Origin of the sequence: Streptococcus sp. 27098_8_73 (genome assembly GCF_041432495.1) — a bacterium.
Classification (GTDB): Bacteria; Bacillota; Bacilli; order Lactobacillales; family Streptococcaceae; genus Streptococcus.
On the sequence record NZ_JAPVZT010000006.1, the window covers coordinates 1 to 18,144 of the forward strand.

The window sequence follows — 18,144 nt, forward strand, 5'->3', positions numbered from 1 at the left end:
TTAGAACGCAAAAACAACTGCTTCAAAAAGCAGTTGTTTCTTGATTATTATTCTTCGTCTTCAACATCCTGATCATCGTCAGAATATTCATCGTCTTCTTCATTTAACTCAACTTCTTCGCCGAGATCATCTGGAGCTATTTCATTGATTTCAGCATCGTAGGCTTCAACCTCACTCTTTTCATCATCTGGATTGTCTTCATCGTATGAAAGAGCTGGATCCTCTTCATATGAGTCCTCATCTTCAGGATCATCATCGCTGTAATCAATTGCATCTTCGTCGCCGTCCATAAAGGCATTAACGCGTTTTTTCTTGCGTTTCTTAGGTTCGTCTTCCTCGTCCGTTTCTTCCAAAGCGATGATTTCTTCATCGACTTCGTCAATCGCATACCAAGAACGAAGACCCCATTTATTGTCACCAAGTGGAATGAAACTGCCATCTACATTCAGTTCTGTATAAAATAGAGGCAGCGCTTCTCGGATCTCGCTATTTGATTTTTCCAGATAATTTTGAATTTCATTGACAAGCTCATCGAAATACATTTCATGGTCACGCCCGCGCAATTCTAAGATGGCACGTGCTACCTCAATCATCGAAAGCTCACTTTTTTCTTGTCCTGCAAATACTTCTAATTCCAAAGTTATTCTCCTTAAGATTACACAGGCATTTAGCCAGGCATTTTTTCGCTACTTTCTATTGTACGATAAATTTGCCGTCTAGTCAAAAAAATTTCACCTAGACTATCCGACTTTTCAACTCCAGTCATTCTACCATAATCGTAACATCTATGGAGCAGCACCTTTCTGCAATTTTTAAACATTGACATATTATGCTCACATGTCTACGGCTAATCATGTGATATAATAGATAAAACTTTATGAAATAGAAAGAAGCTTATGCCTCTCCTCCAACGTACCATCAAACTAGCTCTTGCAACATGTCTTGCCGCGGCTCTAGCTGCTTTTTTAGGCCTAAGCAATGCTATATCAGCCGGTATCATTGCCATCCTCAGCGTTTCCGACACCCGCAGAAGCACTATCAAACTAGCCCGCAACCGCCTCTTGTCTACTATTTTAGCACTAGCCATCGGGAGCTTATCTTTCATCCTTCTAGGATTTAACCTTTGGAGCTTAGGGATTTATATCCTGCTCTACGTTCCCTTCGCTTATCTCTTTGGCTGGGAAATAGGCATCACCCCCAGCACAGTTTTAGTCACTCATCTGCTGCTGGCCCATTCTGTTTCTTGGTCTCTTTTGGCTAACGAAATGGCTGTCTTCCTCATCGGAACGGGATTCGCTCTCCTAGCTAATTTATATATGGCTTCAAACCAGCAAGATATTGATAACTATCATATTCAAGTTGAAGAGCAACTGAAGAAAATTCTACTGCGTTTTGAATATTTCTTAAAAGCTGGAGACGGTCGAAACGATGCAACTCTAATCAAGGAACTAGATACTATCCTTCAAGAAGCCTTACAACTGGTCTATCTGGACCACTCCAACCACCTCTTTCATCAAACCAACTACCATATTCATTATTTTGAAATGCGGCAGGCGCAAAATCGCATTCTAAAAGACATGGCAGGAAATATCAACAACTGTCAATTGGCAGCCAGTGAGAGCTTGATTTTAGCACGTCTTTTCTCCAAGACAGCCCAACAGCTCAGTCAAGAAAATCCTGCTCACGAACTAGTTGAAGAAATCGAAACCTTCTTGGCTGTCTTTCGTGAACGCCCACTTCCTAAGACTCGGCAAGAATTTGAAACCCGCGCTACACTTCTGCAACTTTTACGAGACTTGGAAACTTTTATTAAGATTAAAGTAGAATTTTATCAAAATTACCAAAAAGTACAGACAAATTAACTTTATGCTATGTCCGATAAATAATAAAAGGAGTTGAAAAATCTTCAACTCCTTTTTCTCATTCAGTAAAGGCATTAGCTCATTCTTTTAAGTGATAAGAATAACTTGCAACCACGACATCCTCATACCATTTCAAATAGTATTTTAATTTTAAACTCATCTGGTTATGCAAGACATTTTGCCATCTCTTTTTAGGTATGAACTGAGGTACTAGGACTGTCACTGTTCTTCCTTCTTTTTTGGCTCGCTTGGCTACCTTAATCACATACTGAACTGTCGGACTGATGATATTGCGATAGCTAGTCGTAACTGTCTCAAAACGAATATCAGGGAAGTAGTCAGCAAATTCCTCGGCGACTTCAGCATCTTTTTCAGCTGTCTCTGCTGTAGAAACATGCATTGCTACGACTTCATCTCCGATACTGCGCGCATAGCTCATCGCACCAACACTGACTCGGGTAACATTCCCGACCAGGACAATTACTGTATTACCAGTGTAGTTCTGGCGCTCAATGTGGTCATGCAATCTCAACTGTTTAGCGACTCTATTATAATGCTGCTTGATAGACAAAAACAGCCAAGTCAAGACGATGATAATAGGGAAGAAAGGCCAAATATCTTGGAGACGGAACAAGAGTAAGATAAGGACAATCCCGTAACAAATGATCGCACCAAGGATATTCGCAATCGAATGCTTCAAGAAAGTATTTCCATATTTTTTCTTCCAATGGACAACCATGCCGGTTTGGGAGAGAGCAAAGGGTACGAATACACCAATCGTGTACAGGGGAATCAAGCGTTCTGTATTTCCCTTAAAGATAAACAAAAGTGCAATAGCTCCAAAAGCCAGGGTGAAAATGCCATTAGAATAGCTCAGACGATCTCCTTTTTCCATGTACATATGTGGCATGTATTTATTCTTAGCCATATTGTAGGAAAGCATCGGAAAGGCTGAAAAGCCTGTATTGGCTGCCACTGCTAAGATTAAAGCAGTCGACAATTGGAAAACATAAAACAAGATACGACCAAAAGCAGAAGTTCCCAAAATCGCTTGCGCCATTTGAGCCAGAGTCGTTACACCTTTGACAGGCACGATGCCAATCCAATAATTCAAGAAGGTAATACCAGCAAACATGATTCCTAGGATTAAGGCCATAATCGATAGGGTGGCTGCGGCATTATGGGCTTTAGGCTTCTTGAAAAAGGGAACTGAATTGGAAATAGCTTCCACTCCTGTCAAGGAAGCAGAGCCGCTGGTGAAGGCACGAAGCAGCAAGATCAAACTGACTCCAGCAATCGGACTACCAATCCGCGCAGTTGCGTGATAGTCTAAATTTCCTGTCAGGATTTGCACAAAACCAAAACCAATCAACAATAAGGTGCTGACAATAAAAAGATAGACAGGAATCATCAAGGAAGTGGCCGATTCTTTTAATCCTCGGAGATTCATTAGCATCAACAAGAGAACTAAGAAAATGGAAATATGTAAATTGTAAGGGTGTAAGACGGGAATCGCAGAGGTAATTGCGTCCGCTCCAGAAGCGACCGAAACGGCTACTGTCAGCATGTAATCTACCAGTAAGCTTCCACCCGCAATCAAACCTGCCGTTGGAGATAGATTTTCTGTCGTCACCATATAAGCTCCTCCTCCTTGAGGATAAGCATGAATGACCTGACGATAGGAAATCGTTAAACTCGCTAATAGAATCAATACGACAATTCCTATGGGAAGCGACCACCAAATGGCACCAACAGAAACAGAAGTCAAGACTAAAACAACCTGCTCTGGTCCATAAGCAATCGAAGATAAAGCGTCACTGGAGAGCATGGCTAAAGCTTGCATCTTAGTCAATAAATGGCCATCTTCGCCCTCTTTTCCAGATTTTAATGGGCGTCCAATAAAAAAGCCTTTTAGCTTGGAAAACATAAGTTCCTCCTTTAAAAACATGAGCCATTCTACTCCTTTTCAGAAAACATGTCAATACTTTTCTGAAAATAAATTTCAATCTCCTACTTTTCATCCAATTATATATTTAAAGTTTTAAACTCAATCTTCTATAAAATTTTCCAGTTTTTCTGTAGACAACATGCTTGTTTATATAGGAGCATCAAAAAACGAGCTTTATGTAAAACTCGTCTTTGATATATAAATCTCTTAAATCCTAGTGATTGTTAGTAAAAGAGTTCAATCTCAGAATAAGTAAGATAGCAGTGCATCAGAACGAAGCCTCTATCTTCCGAATACACCAGTCAATCAGCTCTTCCAGTCGCTCAATTGCTTCGGTCATATGCAGGTAGCCCATGACTGCCTCAAAGCCGGTAGACATACGGTAGGTGACGATGTCCGTATTCTTAGCCTTGGTGTGGCTGTTGGCATTGCGGCCACGCTTGTAGATATCCTCTTCCTTCTCCGTCAGAATCCCTTCTTCCAGCATAAGAGAGATGAGATTGGCCTGAGCCTTGGCAGAGACGTACTTGGTCGCTTCCCTATGCAGCTGATTGGGCTTAGTCAGTCCTTGAAAAATCAGATGCCTCCGGATATACATGGAGTAGACAGCATCACCCTCAAAAGCGAGGGCAATGCCGTTAATCAGGTTGACATCAGTCACGTGTCCACCTCACTCCGTCCTTAGTATCCAAAAGCTTGATGCCCTGAGCGGCCAATTCATCCCGAATACGATCCGCAGTCGCAAAATCCCGATTAGCCCGCGCTGCTTGGCGTTCCTCAATCAAGCGCTCAATGTCCGCATCCAGGACTTCTTCTACAAAAACGATACCAAAAACTTCTAAGAGCTTGGCAAAGGCTGCCTTAACTTCATCGGTGTAATTACCAGAGTTGATCCACTTGGCTAGCTCGAAGACAACTGTGATACCGTTGGCCGCATTGAAATCTTCGTCCATAGCAGCGGTGAACTTGTCTAGAAAGGCTTGAAGCTGAGCAGAGTCAGCCTGACCAGTGAAAGGTTGCTCATAGGTATGTTTCAAATACTTGAGATTGGTCGCTGCATCGCGGACAGCTTTTTCCGTGAAATTAATCGGCTTACGATAATGCTGGGTAGCAAAGAAGAAACGCAGCACCTGACCATCAATGGTCTTGAGGGCATCATGAACGGTGATGAAATTGCCTAGAGACTTGGACATCTTAACATCGTCAATGTTGACAAAGCCATTATGCATCCAGTAGTTGGCAAAAGTCTGACCAGTCTTGGCCTCTGACTGGGCGATTTCATTGGTATGGTGAGGAAATTCTAAGTCTGCCCCGCCCCCGTGGATATCAATAATATCACCCAAAATCTCCGTTGACATGACCGAGCACTCGATGTGCCAGCCCGGACGACCTGCTCCCCAAGGACTGTCCCAGGAAATCTCACCCGGCTTAGCCGCCTTCCAGAGAGCAAAGTCTACTGGATTTTCCTTGCGGGCGGTCTCCTCATCTGTCCGACCAGAAGCACCCAACTCCAAGTCTGTCAAGGTTTTGTTGGCTAGTTTGGCATAATTGTGAGACTTTTCGACGCGGAAATAGACGTCCCCCTCTGACTCATAAGCGTAGCCCTTGTCAATCAAATCCTCCACAAAGCGGATGATGTCAGCCATAAACTCCACCACCCGCGGATGGCGGGTCGCAGGCTTGACACCCAAAGCCGTCACATCCTCACGAAAGGCAGCGATATACTTGTCAGCCACCTCTTGAGGCGTAATGCCTTCTTCCTTGGCCCGATTGATAATCTTATCATCTACATCTGTAAAATTGGAAATATAATTGACCTCAAATCCCCGATACTCAAAATAGCGACGAACTGTGTCAAAAGCTACTGTTGAGCGGGCATTGCCGACATGGATATAGTTATAAACCGTCGGACCGCAGACATACATGCGAACCTTGCCCTCTTCAATGGGCACAAATTCACGTAGGCTGCGGGTCATGGTGTCGTAAATTTTAATCATGCGGTCCACTCCCTTCTCTATTTCTGACTTTTTCGGCTGAAAACCAGCTCTGCAAAAGGGCCAAATTGTCTGAGGCTATCCAGTTGGTAAAAGCGCTGCCCTTCCTCTTGGGTAAAGAGGGGTACCCCCTTTCCTAGGATAAGGGGCGCTATCTGAATAATGAGGTGGTCGAAAAGATCCGCATCCAAGAGCGGTCCTACCAAGGAATTACCACCAATCACAAAGACATTTTTGCCTTTGTCAATCTGGTGAACAAAGTCCACCACATCCCCAGCTACTAGCTGGTAATTGCTGACAGGCAGGTGCCTATCATGCGTAAAGACATAATTTTCCGTAGCTTGATAAAAACTTTCTACATCTTGCAAATCTTGGATTTCCTCAAAGGTCCGCTTGCCCATGATGGTGATATCCATTTGCCTGTAAAAGTCATCATAGCCTGTATCCTCTACAGAACCAAGCTGATGCAGCCAGTCTATCCTATGCTGGCTGTCTGCCAAGTAGCCATCCATGGTGATACAGCCGTAAAAATATACTGCCATTCTTGTAGTTACCTTTCTAGTTCCTTTGCTATTGTCAAAGCGATAGTGAAAAAAGTCATGGCATCAGCTGTCCGCTCTTCATGGCGGGCATCCCAGGTTCGGTTATGATGATCCACATAGTCAGCTGTGTAGAAGAACTGATAGACCTTGGTCTTGCGAAATTGACTCCAAGCCATGATAGCTGAAGCTTCCATGTCCACCACTTGAGCTCCAGCGGCCAAGCGACGCTTGACCTTATCAGGTGTTTCTCGATAAAAGGCATCAGTCGTCCAAGACTTGGTGCGGATATGCTCAATATTGTGCTTGTCAAAGATGGCTTCTAGCTTAACTAATAGAGACTCGTCATAGGCAACTTCGTCACCCGGTGGGGCATAGTGATAGCTAGTTCCTTCATCTCGCAAAGCCTCAGCCGGCAAGATAATCTTATCCGCATCAATTGAGAGATCCAAAACGCCACAGGAACCTAGAATGATGAAATTCTTGAAGCCTCTGGCCGCCAACTCCTCCAGTTGGCCAATCACTGATGGAGCTCCAATAAGCGCAGTCATGACCGCAACTTGATTTCCATCATAATTATATACATACCAAGGGAATTGTCCGTTAAGATTTTTTAAATAGCCTCCTTGATAGACTTTTTCTGACTCAATCAAACGTTTCAGAATTTCCCCGTTAAAGGAAAGGATGATGGTTTCGCACACCTCACCCTTGTCATGGACTGGCTTTTCAGTTGGCTCAATGACTGCTGCTACATTTTCAAATTCCTCTAATAACATAGCTTCTCTTCCTTTAGGACTTCAGCAAAGCCATCCTCGTCTTTTTCTTTGACAGCAAAGTTTGGTCACATCTTTTCGGCTTCACTTATAGTGAGCCCATTGAGTTACAGTTTGCCAAATTACTCCTTGACAAGACCTCCTAAGATGTCTTGTTACTGTTCAAAATAAGTCTTTCTTAGAGCTCCGACGAATGGTGGCTGGCTTCGCGGGCATGCTCCAGCTTGTCCAGATAATATTCTCGCTGTTCTTCCACCTCGTGGATGGTTGGCTCATCTTTCTGACCATGAACACGCACAATCTTGGCAGGGATTCCAACTACGGTCACATCACTAGGTACATCGGCCACAACAACTGCTCCAGCTCCAACTTTGGCATTTTCACCAATTTCAACTGGGCCAATGACTTGAGCATGAGCAGAGACCAAGGCGCCCCGACGCACAGTCGGATGCCGTTTCCCTGTATCCTTACCAGTTCCGCCTAAGGTCACGCCATGATACAGAAGCGCACCCTTTTCCACGATGGCCGTTTCGCCGATAACCAATCCACCACCATGGTCAATGAAAACACCTGACTCAATCTGAGCACCTGGATGAATCTCAATCTGAGTCCAAAAGCGCCAAAATTGGCTGTGCATGCGTGCCAGTAGCTTAAAGCCTCTCTTCCAGAGGAAATGAGAAAGACGGTGGGCTGCCAAGGCCTTGACACCTGGATAAGTCAGAATGACCTCCAGCGAAGTACGAGCAGCTGGATCATTTTCTTTTACAATCTCAATGGCTTCTTTCCACCAGCCCATCTTCTTCTCCTTTCATTAGGTAAAATAAGGGAGCAGGCCCTACACAAAGAAATTTGTAAGGTAATCGAGCCTGATCACTCCCTTTTCATTATTCTTCCGATTTAGTTTTAGGGGCGTCTTCATGTTTCTTATGAAAATGCCCTTTTTCCTGATGTTTATCGTGGTCTCTCTTTGGCTTGTCAGGCTTAGGCGGACGTGGCAAGAGAGCTTTCATAGACGCATCTACGCGGCCTTTTTCGTCAATCTTAATGACCTTAACATCGACAAAATCACCAATTTGTACCAAGTCTTCGACATTGTTGGTTCGAGTCCAAGCCATTTCAGAGATGTGAACGAGGGCATCGGTCTTGTCAAAGAGGTTGACAAAGGCACCGAATTTCTCAATCCGAACAACCTTGGCATGGTAAACTTCGTCCACTTTTGCTTCACGGACCAAGCCAGCAATGATTTCCTTAGCACGATTAATCGCATCTTGGTCGCTAGAGTAGATGGATACATTTCCTTCTTCGTCAATGTCAATCTTAACACCAGTCTCAGCGATAATCTTGTCGATGGTTTCGCCACCTTTACCGATGACAATCTTGATTTTGTCCACATCGATCTTGATGGTATCGATTTTCGGAGCAGTTGGAGCTAATTCTGGACGTGGAGCCGGAATGGTCGCTTCAATCAAGTTCAGAATTTCAAAGCGGGCTTTCTTAGCCTGAGCCAGAGCTTCTGTCAGGATTTCTGCTGTAATTCCTTCAATCTTGATATCCATCTGCAGGGCTGTAATCCCTTCACGAGTACCAGCTACCTTAAAGTCCATATCACCAAAATGGTCTTCCAAACCTTGAATATCCGTCAGAACCGTGTAGTTGCTGCCATCTGAAATCAAGCCCATGGCAATTCCGGCAACTGGCGCCTTAATCGGCACACCACCAGCCATCAGAGCTAGAGTTCCCGCACAGATAGAAGCTTGTGAAGAAGAACCATTTGATTCCAAGACTTCTGCTACCAGACGGATAGCGTATGGGAATTCTTCTAAGCTAGGCAAAACTTGCTCCAAGGCACGCTCCCCAAGAGCACCGTGTCCGATTTCACGACGGCCAGGAGCCCCATAACGGCCTGTCTCACCGACAGAATATTGCGGGAAATTATAGTGGTGCATGAAGCGTTTCTTGTATTCCGGATCCAAGCCGTCCACAATCTGCGTTTCGCCCATTGGTGCCAAGGTCAGAACAGACAAGGCTTGGGTTTGCCCACGAGTAAAGAGACCAGAACCATGCACGCGCGGCAGGTAATCCACTTCCGCATCCAGCGGACGGATTTCATCAACCTTACGACCGTCAGGACGGACCTTATCTTCTGTAATCAAACGACGCACTTCTGCATGCTCCATTTGCTCCAAGATTTCGGCCACATCACGCATGATACGGTCGAATTCTTCGTGGTCTGCATATTTTTCTTCATAGACTGCTGTGACTTGGTCTTTGACAGCCTGAGTTGCTGCTTCACGCGCCAGCTTTTCTTCTACCTGAACAGCCTTTTGCAAGTCACTGTTGTAGGCCGCGACAATCTCTGCCTGCAGCACTTCATCAACATGCAGCAATTCTACTTCAGCCTTTTCCTTGCCGACCGCTGCGACAATTTCTTCTTGGAAGGCAATCAATTCCTTGACCGCTTCGTGCCCTTTGAGAAGAGCTTCCAGCATGATATCTTCAGACAGCTCCTTAGCTCCAGATTCTACCATGTTGATGGCATCTTTGGTGCCAGCCACTGTCAATTCCAAAAGCGAAACCTCTTTTTGTTCCTTGCTAGGGTTGATGATAAATTCACCATCCACATAGCCGACCTGAACTCCTGCGATCGGGCCATTAAAAGGAATTTCTGAGATAGAAAGAGCCAGAGAGCTACCGAACATCGCAGCCATTTGAGGCGAAGCATCTTCGTCATAAGAAAGAACGGTATTGATAACCTGAACTTCATTGCGGAAGCCTTCCGCAAACATAGGACGAATCGGACGGTCAATCAAGCGGGCAGTCAAAGTCGCATCTGTTGACGGACGGCCTTCGCGCTTGTTAAAGCCACCAGGATATTTCCCAGCCGCATACATTTTTTCCTCATAGTTGACCTGCAATGGGAAAAAGTCACCAGTAGCCATCTTTTTGGACATGGTTGCCGCAGTTAGAACGGTACTTTCTCCATATCGAACAACGGCGCTGCCATTTGCCTGCTTTGCAACCTGACCGGTTTCAACTACCAGCTCACGACCTGCAAAAACGGTTTTAAAAACTTGTTTTGTCATAAAGACTCCTTGCCGAGCACATGCTCAAATTTTTTCATACGCCTTGGCTACAAAGATCAAGATATGAAACCCTTAAGCAACTCATCGGACGTGTTCAGTTAGCACTTTCGCTTTAATATCATAGTCTTAGTAGCTTATTATATCCTCATCTTTGTATCAAGCACGTATAGACCCTATTTTACCACAATTTCAGCCAAAAGAAAAAGACTGGAAATGGCTTTTTTCTATAAAAGTAATAAAAATCTATTTTTCCTTTTTATAAGCAGACAGCTGAAATCATATTTCCCTAATTTTTTCCTATAATCACGGCATTCTAAAGGATTTTTTGCTATACTGAATATAGTTATTTAATCAAAAGGAGTAAACTATGGAACAAAAACATCGTTCTGAATTTCCAGAAAATGAGCTCTGGGATCTAACGGCCCTTTACCAAGACCAAGAGGACTTCCTGCGGGCCATCGAAAAGGCCAGAGAGGACATCCAGAAATTCGTCCGTGATTACCAAGGCAAGCTTAGCACTTTCGAAGATTTTGAGCGGGCATTTGCTGAGTTAGAGCAGATTTATATCCAAATCAGCCACATCGGTAACTACGGTTTTATGCCACAGACCACTGACTTTGGTAACGAGAGCTTTGCGCAGATTGCCCAAGCAGCCATGGAGTTTGAGACCGAGGCCAATGTCGCACTCAGCTTCTTTGACGACGCCCTAATCAGTGCAGATGAAGCTGTCTTAGAGAAACTAGGTAAAGAGCCCCATCTGACCTCAGCCATCCGCCAAGCTAAAATCAAAAAAGCCCACTATCTGGGAGCAGACGTCGAAAAAGCCTTGACCAATCTGGGCGAAGTCTTTTACAGTCCACAGGATATTTACACCAAGATGCGGGCTGGCGACTTTACCATGGCTGACTTTGAAGTAGACGGCAAAGTTTACAAAAATAGCTTTGTCACCTATGAGAATTTTTACCAAAACCATGAAAATGCAGAAATCCGCGAAAAAGCTTTCCGCTCTTTCTCTGAAGGTCTTCGTCAGCACCAAAACACTGCTGCAGCTGCCTATCTGGCTCAGGTCAAGTCTGAAAAATTACTAGCTGACATGAAGGGCTATGACTCTGTCTTTGACTACTTACTGGCTGAGCAAGAAGTTGATCGCTCTATGTTTGACCGGCAGATCGACTTGATTATGAGCGAATTTGCTCCAGTAGCTCAGAAATACCTCAAGCATGTAGCTAAGGTCAACGGACTTGAAAAAATAACCTTTGCCGACTGGAAGCTGGACTTGGACAGCGAGCTCAATCCCGAAGTCAGCATTGACGATGCCTACGACCTCGTCATGAAATCAGTCGAGCCTCTAGGACAAGAATATTGCCAAGAAATCGCCCGCTATAAAGAAGAACGCTGGGTCGACTTTGCGGCCAATGCTGGAAAGGATTCTGGAGGCTATGCTGCTGATCCTTATCGGGTTCACCCTTATGTCCTCATGAGCTGGACTGGTCGCATGAGCGATGTCTATACTCTAATTCACGAGATCGGTCACTCTGGTCAGTTCATCTTCTCCGACAATCACCAAAGCTATTTCAACGCCCACATGTCCACCTACTATGTGGAAGCACCGTCTACCTTTAATGAGCTCCTGCTCAGTGATTATCTGGAGCGCCAGTTTGATAACCCACGCCAGAAACGCTTTGCCCTGGCTCACCGTCTGACGGATACTTACTTCCACAACTTCATTACCCACTTGCTGGAAGCTGCCTTCCAACGCAAGGTCTATACTTTGATCGAAGAAGGCGGAACCTTCGGTGCAAGCAAACTCAACGCTATCATGAAAGAAGTCTTGAAAGAATTCTGGGGCGATGCCGTTGAGATTGATGACGATGCTGCCCTGACTTGGATGCGTCAAGCCCACTACTACATGGGGCTGTACAGCTACACTTACTCCGCAGGCTTGGTCATTTCTACCGCCGGCTACCTACACCTAAAAAATGATGAGAATGGTGCCCGTGACTGGCTTGAACTGCTCAAGTCTGGCGGCAGCAAGACTCCGCTTGAGTCAGCTATGATTATTGGAGCAGATATTTCGACAGACAAACCCCTTCGTGACACGATTCAGTTCTTGTCCGACACAGTTGATCAGATTATTGCTTACAGTGAGGAGTTGGGGGAGTAAACTTTGTAGTTATTCTAATAGCAACAATATTCAATTCATCATTCCCATTTTCAAATTTAGTCCTTATCTTTCGTTCCATACAAACGGAACCTGGGATACCTGTCACTACACAGCTTTTACCTTTGGCTACGATATTTTTATTAGTAGCATGTTAGTACCGATATAGCACATTACCTGCTAGTGTTACATCAGTCTACTGACCTCTGAATACTCTGGATCAAATGTCCGAGTCTAGACCTCTAAGGAGACTTTATCATGAAAAAAATCTTTCGTTTGCTCACCCTTACCTTTGTTCTGCTCCTTGTAGGTTGTAGCAGCAATCACGCGGAAACAGATAATAGCTCTAGTTATTCCTCATCCTCTTCTAAAATAAGTAGTTCCTCAACATCCAAGGAAAAAGAAAAGAAAGAGAAGGAACGCAAAGAAAAAGAGTTACAAGAAGCACAGAAACAAAAGCAGGAGGAGGAGAAAAAAGCACGCGAGGAACAAGCGCGTAAGGAAGCCGAAGCTAAGCAAATTGCTGAAGCTGCTGATCAAGCTGTCCAACAACTCGAAAACAATCCAGTTCAAGAAAATATTTCTTCAGCACAAGCTGCTGTCGAACGCGTTGCAGATCCAAATACAAAATCTAGCTTGACTGATCGCATTGGCCAAGTCCAAAACGCAATTAACCAACGGGCTGAAGAAGCACGCCTTGCAGAGGAAGCACGTCAAGAAGCCGAGAGACAAGCAGCAGAACAGCAACAAACAAGAACCGTTTATGTCGCTCGATACGGAAAAGCAGATGTCTATTGGTATAGCATGGAGAATATGCCATCCAATACACGTTTTGATCGAGTCGTAGCCATGACTGAGGCAGATGCTATTGCTTCAGGAAAACGGCATACAAGCAAGGAATAAAAAACAGACTGAGACAAAAATGTCTCAGTCTGTTTTTACATAATTCAATAAATCTGTCCCTAAAATGACATTTGAAGCTAAATTTTTAAAAAAGTTTAAAGAAATATAGATAAACCAAAATATAGATTGTAAAACAGACGCTAAATATAAGCCACCTTATCCAGAACTGTGACTTGCTATAATATTTAGCACGTAGGAGGCCAATAAAGAACCAGATAAGCCCCCAAAAAAACATTCCCAACAGTTGAGGAGCATAATATGAAATCAAAACCAAGCAAAAAAGGACAAAGCTTAATACAGCCATGATGCTTTTTTCCGTTATTTGCGACCTAGGAATCATCCAGCCCACAAAGAAACAGAAAATCGGCACCGCAATAAACGGAGTAAAAACCATCAAAATAAAGCCGAACTGCGATAATGACTCAAGCATAAACAGCGCCCTTTCTATACCTTGTAGAATATCGTTAATTTACCTTCTTCCTATTATAACCTAAAAACTATATTTTCCAACAAAAAAACTGAAAGATAGACCATTTACTCTATTTTTCCTGTAATAAACAAAGGATATTCCAGCCAAAATATATGTTCAGAGCACTTTTCTTGAATCCACCTGTTTGTTTTGATAGACTAATACATAGATTTTTTAAAAAGGAGATAGAAAATGAAAAAATTTGTCGCTGAATTAATCGGTACTTTCATGCTTGTGTTCATCGGAACAGGAGCTGTTGTTTTTGGAAATGGTGTTAAAGGTCTTGGACACCTTGGAATTGCTTTGGCATTTGGTTTGGCAATCGTGGTAGCAGCTTTCTCAATCGGAACTGTTTCAGGTGCTCACTTGAACCCAGCTGTTTCAATCGCTATGTTTGTAAACAAACGCTTGTCATCGAAAGACCTTGTCAACTACATCCTTGGACAAGTGGTTGGAGCTTTCCTTGCATCAGGTGCAGTCTTCTTCCTCTTGGCAAACTCAGGCATGTCAACTGCTAGTCTTGGTGAAAATGCCTTGGCAAGTGGTGTAACTGTCTTTGGTGGTTTCCTGTTTGAAGTCATCGCAACTTTCTTGTTTGTTTTGGTGATCATGACCGTGACTTCAGAAAGCAAGGGAAATGGTGCGATTGCTGGTTTGGTGATTGGTTTGTCCTTGACAGCTATGATCCTTGTGGGATTGAACATCACTGGACTTTCAGTGAATCCAGCTCGTAGCTTAGCGCCTGCTGTATTGGTAGGTGGCGCGGCCCTTCAACAAGTTTGGATTTTCATCCTTGCTCCAATCGTTGGTGGTGTTCTTGCAGCTCTTGTTGCTAAAAACTGCCTTGGCACAGAAGAATAAGAAACGAAAAAGAGTCCTGTCCTCAATTTGAGGAACAGGGCTTTTTCTATGCAAAAACACTCCCCGTTTCGAATGGGAGTGCTTTACTTTTAGCTCAATTCAGCAACGATGGCCTTGATTTGTTCTGCTGTGTGAACACCAGCGACTTGCTTGACCACTTGACCGTCTTTTTTGAAGAGAAGGGTTGGGATAGACATGATTCCAAAGGCACGAGCTGTGTTTGGATTTTCATCAACATCCATTTTGACGATTTTCAAGACATCTTCTGAAAGCTCTTCAGACAATTTATCCAAGATTGGACCTTGCATACGACATGGGCCACACCAAGTTGCCCAGAAATCTACCAAGACCAAACCGTCTTTTGTTTCCTGTTCAAATGTTGCATCTGTAATTGCTTTTGCCATTGTAGTTCTCCTTTTTACTTATATTGGCTCAAATCCTGTTTCATCAGGAAAAAGTAAACATCTCCATAAGTCCCATGGTAGTCCAAATCATGACCATTATAAACTAACTTTTTAACTGGATGATAATCCGCCACCCCGATCAGGCAGGCTTGCTGTGATAGTTCAAACTCCTCATAAGACTCGAAAGTTATCTTCCGTTCTGACTTAGCTGCATCTAGATAGGTAATTTCAATCATATGCTCTCCTTTTTGATTCCATTCGTAATTTATGATTCAATTGTAACCAAATTTGTTACATTTGTCAAATCAAACGCATCCGCTACTGCTAGATCGTAAAAGGATGCCTTTGAATCCTGATTGATCAATCTTCTCCTTTTGTTTAACTTGATTCTAGAACAATGTAAAGAAGAAATCTTTGACAAAACAAGCACAAAGGCTACGTTTGTTTTTATTTTTATGTTAAAATAAAAGGTATGGACAAAATTATTAAAACTATCTCAGAAAATGGTTCTTTCCGTGCTTATGTGCTGGATAGCACAGAGACGGTTCGGACCGCTCAAGAAAAACATCAAACTCAAGCAAGCTCTACCGTTGCACTTGGTCGCACACTGATTGCCAGCCAGATTTTGGCGGCTAATGAAAAGGGCCAGACCAAGATCACCGTCAAGGTTCTCGGGACCAGCTCGCTAGGCGCCATCATCACCGTGGCAGATACCGAGGGCAATGTCAAGGGCTATGTGCAAAATCCCGGTGTCGATATTAAAAAGACAGCTACTGGCGAAGTTCTGGTTGGTCCCTTTGTCGGCTCTGGTCAATTTTTGGTTATCACGGACTACGGTACTGGCAATCCCTACAATTCTATGACACCACTCATTTCTGGTGAAATCGGCGAAGACCTGGCCTTCTATCTGACTGAAAGCCAGCAGACTCCTTCTGCCGTTGGCCTCAATGTTCTCTTGGATGAGCATGATAAAGTTAAGGTTGCTGGTGGTTTCTTGGTACAAGTTCTGCCTGGTGCCAAAGAAGCTGATATTACTCGCTTCGAGAAGCGGATCCAAGAAATGCCTGCTATCTCTAAGCTGTTAGAATCCGATGATCACATTGAAGCTCTGCTGGCTGCCATCTATGGAGATGAGCCCTACAAACGCCTGTCTGAAGAAGAAATTCGCTTCCAGTGCGACTGCAGCAAAGAGCGCTTCATGAATGCCTTGGCTACCCTGCCAAAGGCTGACTTAGAAGAGATGCGTGACCAAGACCACGGGGCTGAAATCATCTGTCAATTCTGCCAGACAGCCTACCACTTTGACCAAAATGACTTGGAGGAACTGATTCGTGACAAATCTTAATACCCCTTTTATGATTGGAAATGTCGAAATTCCCAACCGTACGGTTCTGGCGCCTATGGCTGGCGTAACCAACTCTGCTTTCCGAACCATTGCCAAAGAGCTAGGAGCAGGCCTGGTCGTGATGGAAATGGTCTCTGACAAGGGCATCCAGTACAACAACGAAAAAACCCTTCACATGCTTCACATCGATGAAGGCGAAAATCCCGTTTCTATCCAGCTTTTCGGTAGTGACGAGGACAGTTTGGCGCGCGCAGCAGAATTTATCCAAGAAAATACCAAGACGGATATCGTCGATATCAACATGGGCTGCCCTGTTAACAAAATCGTCAAAAACGAAGCTGGCGCTATGTGGCTCAAGGATCCTGAGAAAATCTATAAAATTATCAACAAGGTTCAGTCCGTTTTGGATATCCCTCTGACAGTCAAGATGCGGACAGGTTGGTCTGATCCATCCTTAGCCGTGGAGAATGCCTTAGCTGCTGAGGCTGCAGGAGTCTCTGCCCTTGCCATGCATGGCCGTACCCGTGAACAAATGTACACAGGTCACGCAGACCTTGAGACCTTGCACGACGTAGCCCAAGCCTTGACCAAGATTCCTTTCATCGCCAACGGTGATATCCGCAGCGTGCAAGAAGCCAAACAACGTATCGAAGAAGTCGGTGCTGATGCTGTCATGATTGGCCGTGCAGCTATGGGAAATCCCTACCTCTTCAATCAAATCAACCACTACTTTGAAACAGGAGAAATCCTCCCTGATTTGACTTTTGAGGACAAGATGAAAATCGCCTACGAACATTTGAAACGCTTGATTAACCTCAAAGGAGAAAACGTAGCCGTTCGTGAATTCCGCGGACTCGCTCCTCACTACCTTCGTGGGACATCTGGTGCAGCTAAACTTCGCGGTGCCATTTCACAGGCCAGCACATTGGCAGAGATCGAGGAACTCTTGCAACTCCAACATTAAAGAAATAAGAAAGGAAGCATCTACAAAGGTGCCTCCTTTTTTTGCAAATTTCTTTTTTCTTATTTGATCAATTGAACACTAGCTACTTTACCGTCAGCGCCAGTGGTGATTTGGATGCCCAATTTAGGAGCAGACGGTTCAGCAGAACCCAGCTGAGCTGTATAGCGACCATCATCCAAAGTATAAGCATATGAAGCAACATGGTAAGTATTGACAGTTCCATTCGCTGACTTGACACTAAACTGTCCGCCTGCTGAAACAGTCACTGTACTACCTCCTGCATCTGTCCAACTGCCAGCAGCTGCAGAGAAATCTCCATCGACCATATTCAAAACGCCTTTATAACGAGCATTTGTTTCTGCCTGCTTGTTTTGAAGCTGACGATCAGTAGCTGGATTTTGAGCTGGTTGACTCGGTTGGGCTGGCTGAGTTGCTTGATTTGGTTTAGTTGGTTGAGTCGGCGTATTTTGTTGACTAGGAGCTTGTTGAGATTGGCTTGGTTGAGCCTGTGTATTTTGTTGACTTTGAACTTGCTGATCCACTCCTTGTTGTGTTTGGTTTTGTGAAGGTTGAACGGATTCCACAGCTTTCTGTACTTGTTCTGCTTGCCCTACTGTTTTATTTGAAGAAGCATTGCTGCTGGCTTTTGGAGCGCTGCTAGCTTTGCTAGATGAAGTAACTTTAGAGCTGGAAGAAGTTTGTACTGTCTTATTAGCACTTGTGCTAGTCTTGGTTTCTTCTTTGTGACCACAAGCCCCTAAAAGTAAGCTAGAAGCTAGAACAGTAGCAGCCATCAATTTTGTATAAGTCTTAGTTTTCATTTTTTCTTCTCCTTTGT

The 18,144-nt window shown here is 44.1% G+C and carries 18 protein-coding genes; 6 read left to right on the plus strand and 12 right to left on the minus strand.

Translation table 11 applies throughout. The features are described 5' to 3' along the window. Positions 1–47 precede the first annotated feature (47 nt). On the minus strand, positions 48–638 hold the full coding sequence (rpoE, locus tag O3651_RS05265; protein WP_015604416.1) for a DNA-directed RNA polymerase subunit delta: 591 nt from the start codon (positions 636–638) through the stop codon (positions 48–50). A gap of 258 nt (positions 639–896) precedes the next feature. On the opposite strand from rpoE, the gene O3651_RS05270 reads away from it, so the two are divergent. After that, positions 897–1,862, plus strand: a complete 966-nt coding sequence (locus O3651_RS05270) for an aromatic acid exporter family protein (protein ID WP_371609791.1) — start codon at positions 897–899, stop codon at positions 1,860–1,862. Between the two features lie 79 nt (positions 1,863–1,941). On the opposite strand, the gene O3651_RS05275 is transcribed toward O3651_RS05270, so the two are convergent. The 7 genes from O3651_RS05275 to pnp form a co-directional block, all read right to left on the minus strand. Further along, positions 1,942–3,789 carry an APC family permease gene (locus tag O3651_RS05275; RefSeq protein ID WP_371609792.1) on the minus strand — a complete coding sequence of 616 codons (1,848 nt, stop codon included), beginning with the start codon at positions 3,787–3,789 and terminating at the stop codon, positions 1,942–1,944. Between the two features lie 289 nt (positions 3,790–4,078). Beyond that, positions 4,079–4,471: a Mini-ribonuclease 3 gene (locus O3651_RS05280; protein WP_002908701.1), complete on the minus strand. Its 393-nt coding sequence runs from the start codon at positions 4,469–4,471 to the stop codon at positions 4,079–4,081. Next, positions 4,464–5,807, minus strand: a complete 1,344-nt coding sequence (cysS, locus tag O3651_RS05285; protein ID WP_371609793.1) for a cysteine--tRNA ligase — start codon at positions 5,805–5,807, stop codon at positions 4,464–4,466. The genes O3651_RS05280 and cysS overlap by 8 nt, the downstream gene beginning before the upstream one ends. Before the next feature lie 17 nt (positions 5,808–5,824). Beyond that, entirely contained in the window at positions 5,825–6,346 is a 522-nt protein-coding gene (locus tag O3651_RS05290; RefSeq protein WP_371609794.1) for a dihydrofolate reductase family protein, read from the minus strand. An 8-nt stretch (positions 6,347–6,354) separates the two neighbouring features. Next, the gene (locus tag O3651_RS05295; protein ID WP_371609795.1) at positions 6,355–7,119 is read right to left on the minus strand and encodes a nucleoside phosphorylase; all 765 of its coding nucleotides are present in this window, start codon (positions 7,117–7,119) and stop codon (positions 6,355–6,357) included. 175 nt (positions 7,120–7,294) lie between these two features. Then, positions 7,295–7,912, minus strand: coding sequence for a serine O-acetyltransferase (gene cysE, locus O3651_RS05300; RefSeq protein WP_005591130.1), 618 nt, complete (start codon positions 7,910–7,912; stop codon positions 7,295–7,297). Between the two features lie 88 nt (positions 7,913–8,000). After that, on the minus strand, positions 8,001–10,199 hold the full coding sequence (gene pnp / locus O3651_RS05305) for a polyribonucleotide nucleotidyltransferase (RefSeq protein ID WP_371609796.1): 2,199 nt from the start codon (positions 10,197–10,199) through the stop codon (positions 8,001–8,003). Positions 10,200–10,566: 367 nt separating this feature from the next. On the opposite strand from pnp, the gene pepF reads away from it, so the two are divergent. Further along, positions 10,567–12,363, plus strand: a complete 1,797-nt coding sequence (gene pepF, locus O3651_RS05310; protein WP_371609797.1) for an oligoendopeptidase F — start codon at positions 10,567–10,569, stop codon at positions 12,361–12,363. A gap of 255 nt (positions 12,364–12,618) precedes the next feature. Then, on the plus strand, positions 12,619–13,263 hold the full coding sequence (locus O3651_RS05315; protein ID WP_371609798.1) for a hypothetical protein: 645 nt from the start codon (positions 12,619–12,621) through the stop codon (positions 13,261–13,263). 85 nt (positions 13,264–13,348) lie between these two features. On the opposite strand, the gene O3651_RS05320 is transcribed toward O3651_RS05315, so the two are convergent. Beyond that, complete coding sequence (locus O3651_RS05320; RefSeq protein WP_371609799.1) at positions 13,349–13,693, minus strand: hypothetical protein; 345 nt, start codon at positions 13,691–13,693, stop codon at positions 13,349–13,351. Between the two features lie 231 nt (positions 13,694–13,924). On the opposite strand from O3651_RS05320, the gene O3651_RS05325 reads away from it, so the two are divergent. Then, positions 13,925–14,593, plus strand: coding sequence for an MIP/aquaporin family protein (locus tag O3651_RS05325; RefSeq protein ID WP_285875477.1), 669 nt, complete (start codon positions 13,925–13,927; stop codon positions 14,591–14,593). Positions 14,594–14,682: 89 nt separating this feature from the next. Here O3651_RS05325 and trxA read toward each other — a convergent pair whose 3' ends face one another. Further along, positions 14,683–14,997 carry a thioredoxin gene (gene trxA / locus O3651_RS05330; RefSeq protein WP_001029581.1) on the minus strand — a complete coding sequence of 105 codons (315 nt, stop codon included), beginning with the start codon at positions 14,995–14,997 and terminating at the stop codon, positions 14,683–14,685. Between the two features lie 14 nt (positions 14,998–15,011). Then, on the minus strand, positions 15,012–15,233 hold the full coding sequence (locus O3651_RS05335) for a DUF4649 family protein (protein ID WP_045497807.1): 222 nt from the start codon (positions 15,231–15,233) through the stop codon (positions 15,012–15,014). Positions 15,234–15,469: 236 nt separating this feature from the next. Between O3651_RS05335 and hslO the strand changes: the two genes are divergently transcribed. Together hslO and dusB are read left to right on the plus strand one after the other, a co-directional pair. Next, positions 15,470–16,342, plus strand: coding sequence for an Hsp33 family molecular chaperone HslO (gene hslO / locus O3651_RS05340; protein WP_285875476.1), 873 nt, complete (start codon positions 15,470–15,472; stop codon positions 16,340–16,342). Next, on the plus strand, positions 16,329–17,306 hold the full coding sequence (dusB, locus tag O3651_RS05345) for a tRNA dihydrouridine synthase DusB (RefSeq protein ID WP_005591140.1): 978 nt from the start codon (positions 16,329–16,331) through the stop codon (positions 17,304–17,306). The genes hslO and dusB overlap by 14 nt, the downstream gene beginning before the upstream one ends. A 59-nt stretch (positions 17,307–17,365) precedes the next feature. Here the strand turns inward: dusB and O3651_RS05350 are convergent, their stop codons facing one another. Continuing rightward, positions 17,366–18,127, minus strand: coding sequence for a hypothetical protein (locus O3651_RS05350; protein ID WP_371609800.1), 762 nt, complete (start codon positions 18,125–18,127; stop codon positions 17,366–17,368). Positions 18,128–18,144 lie beyond the last annotated feature (17 nt).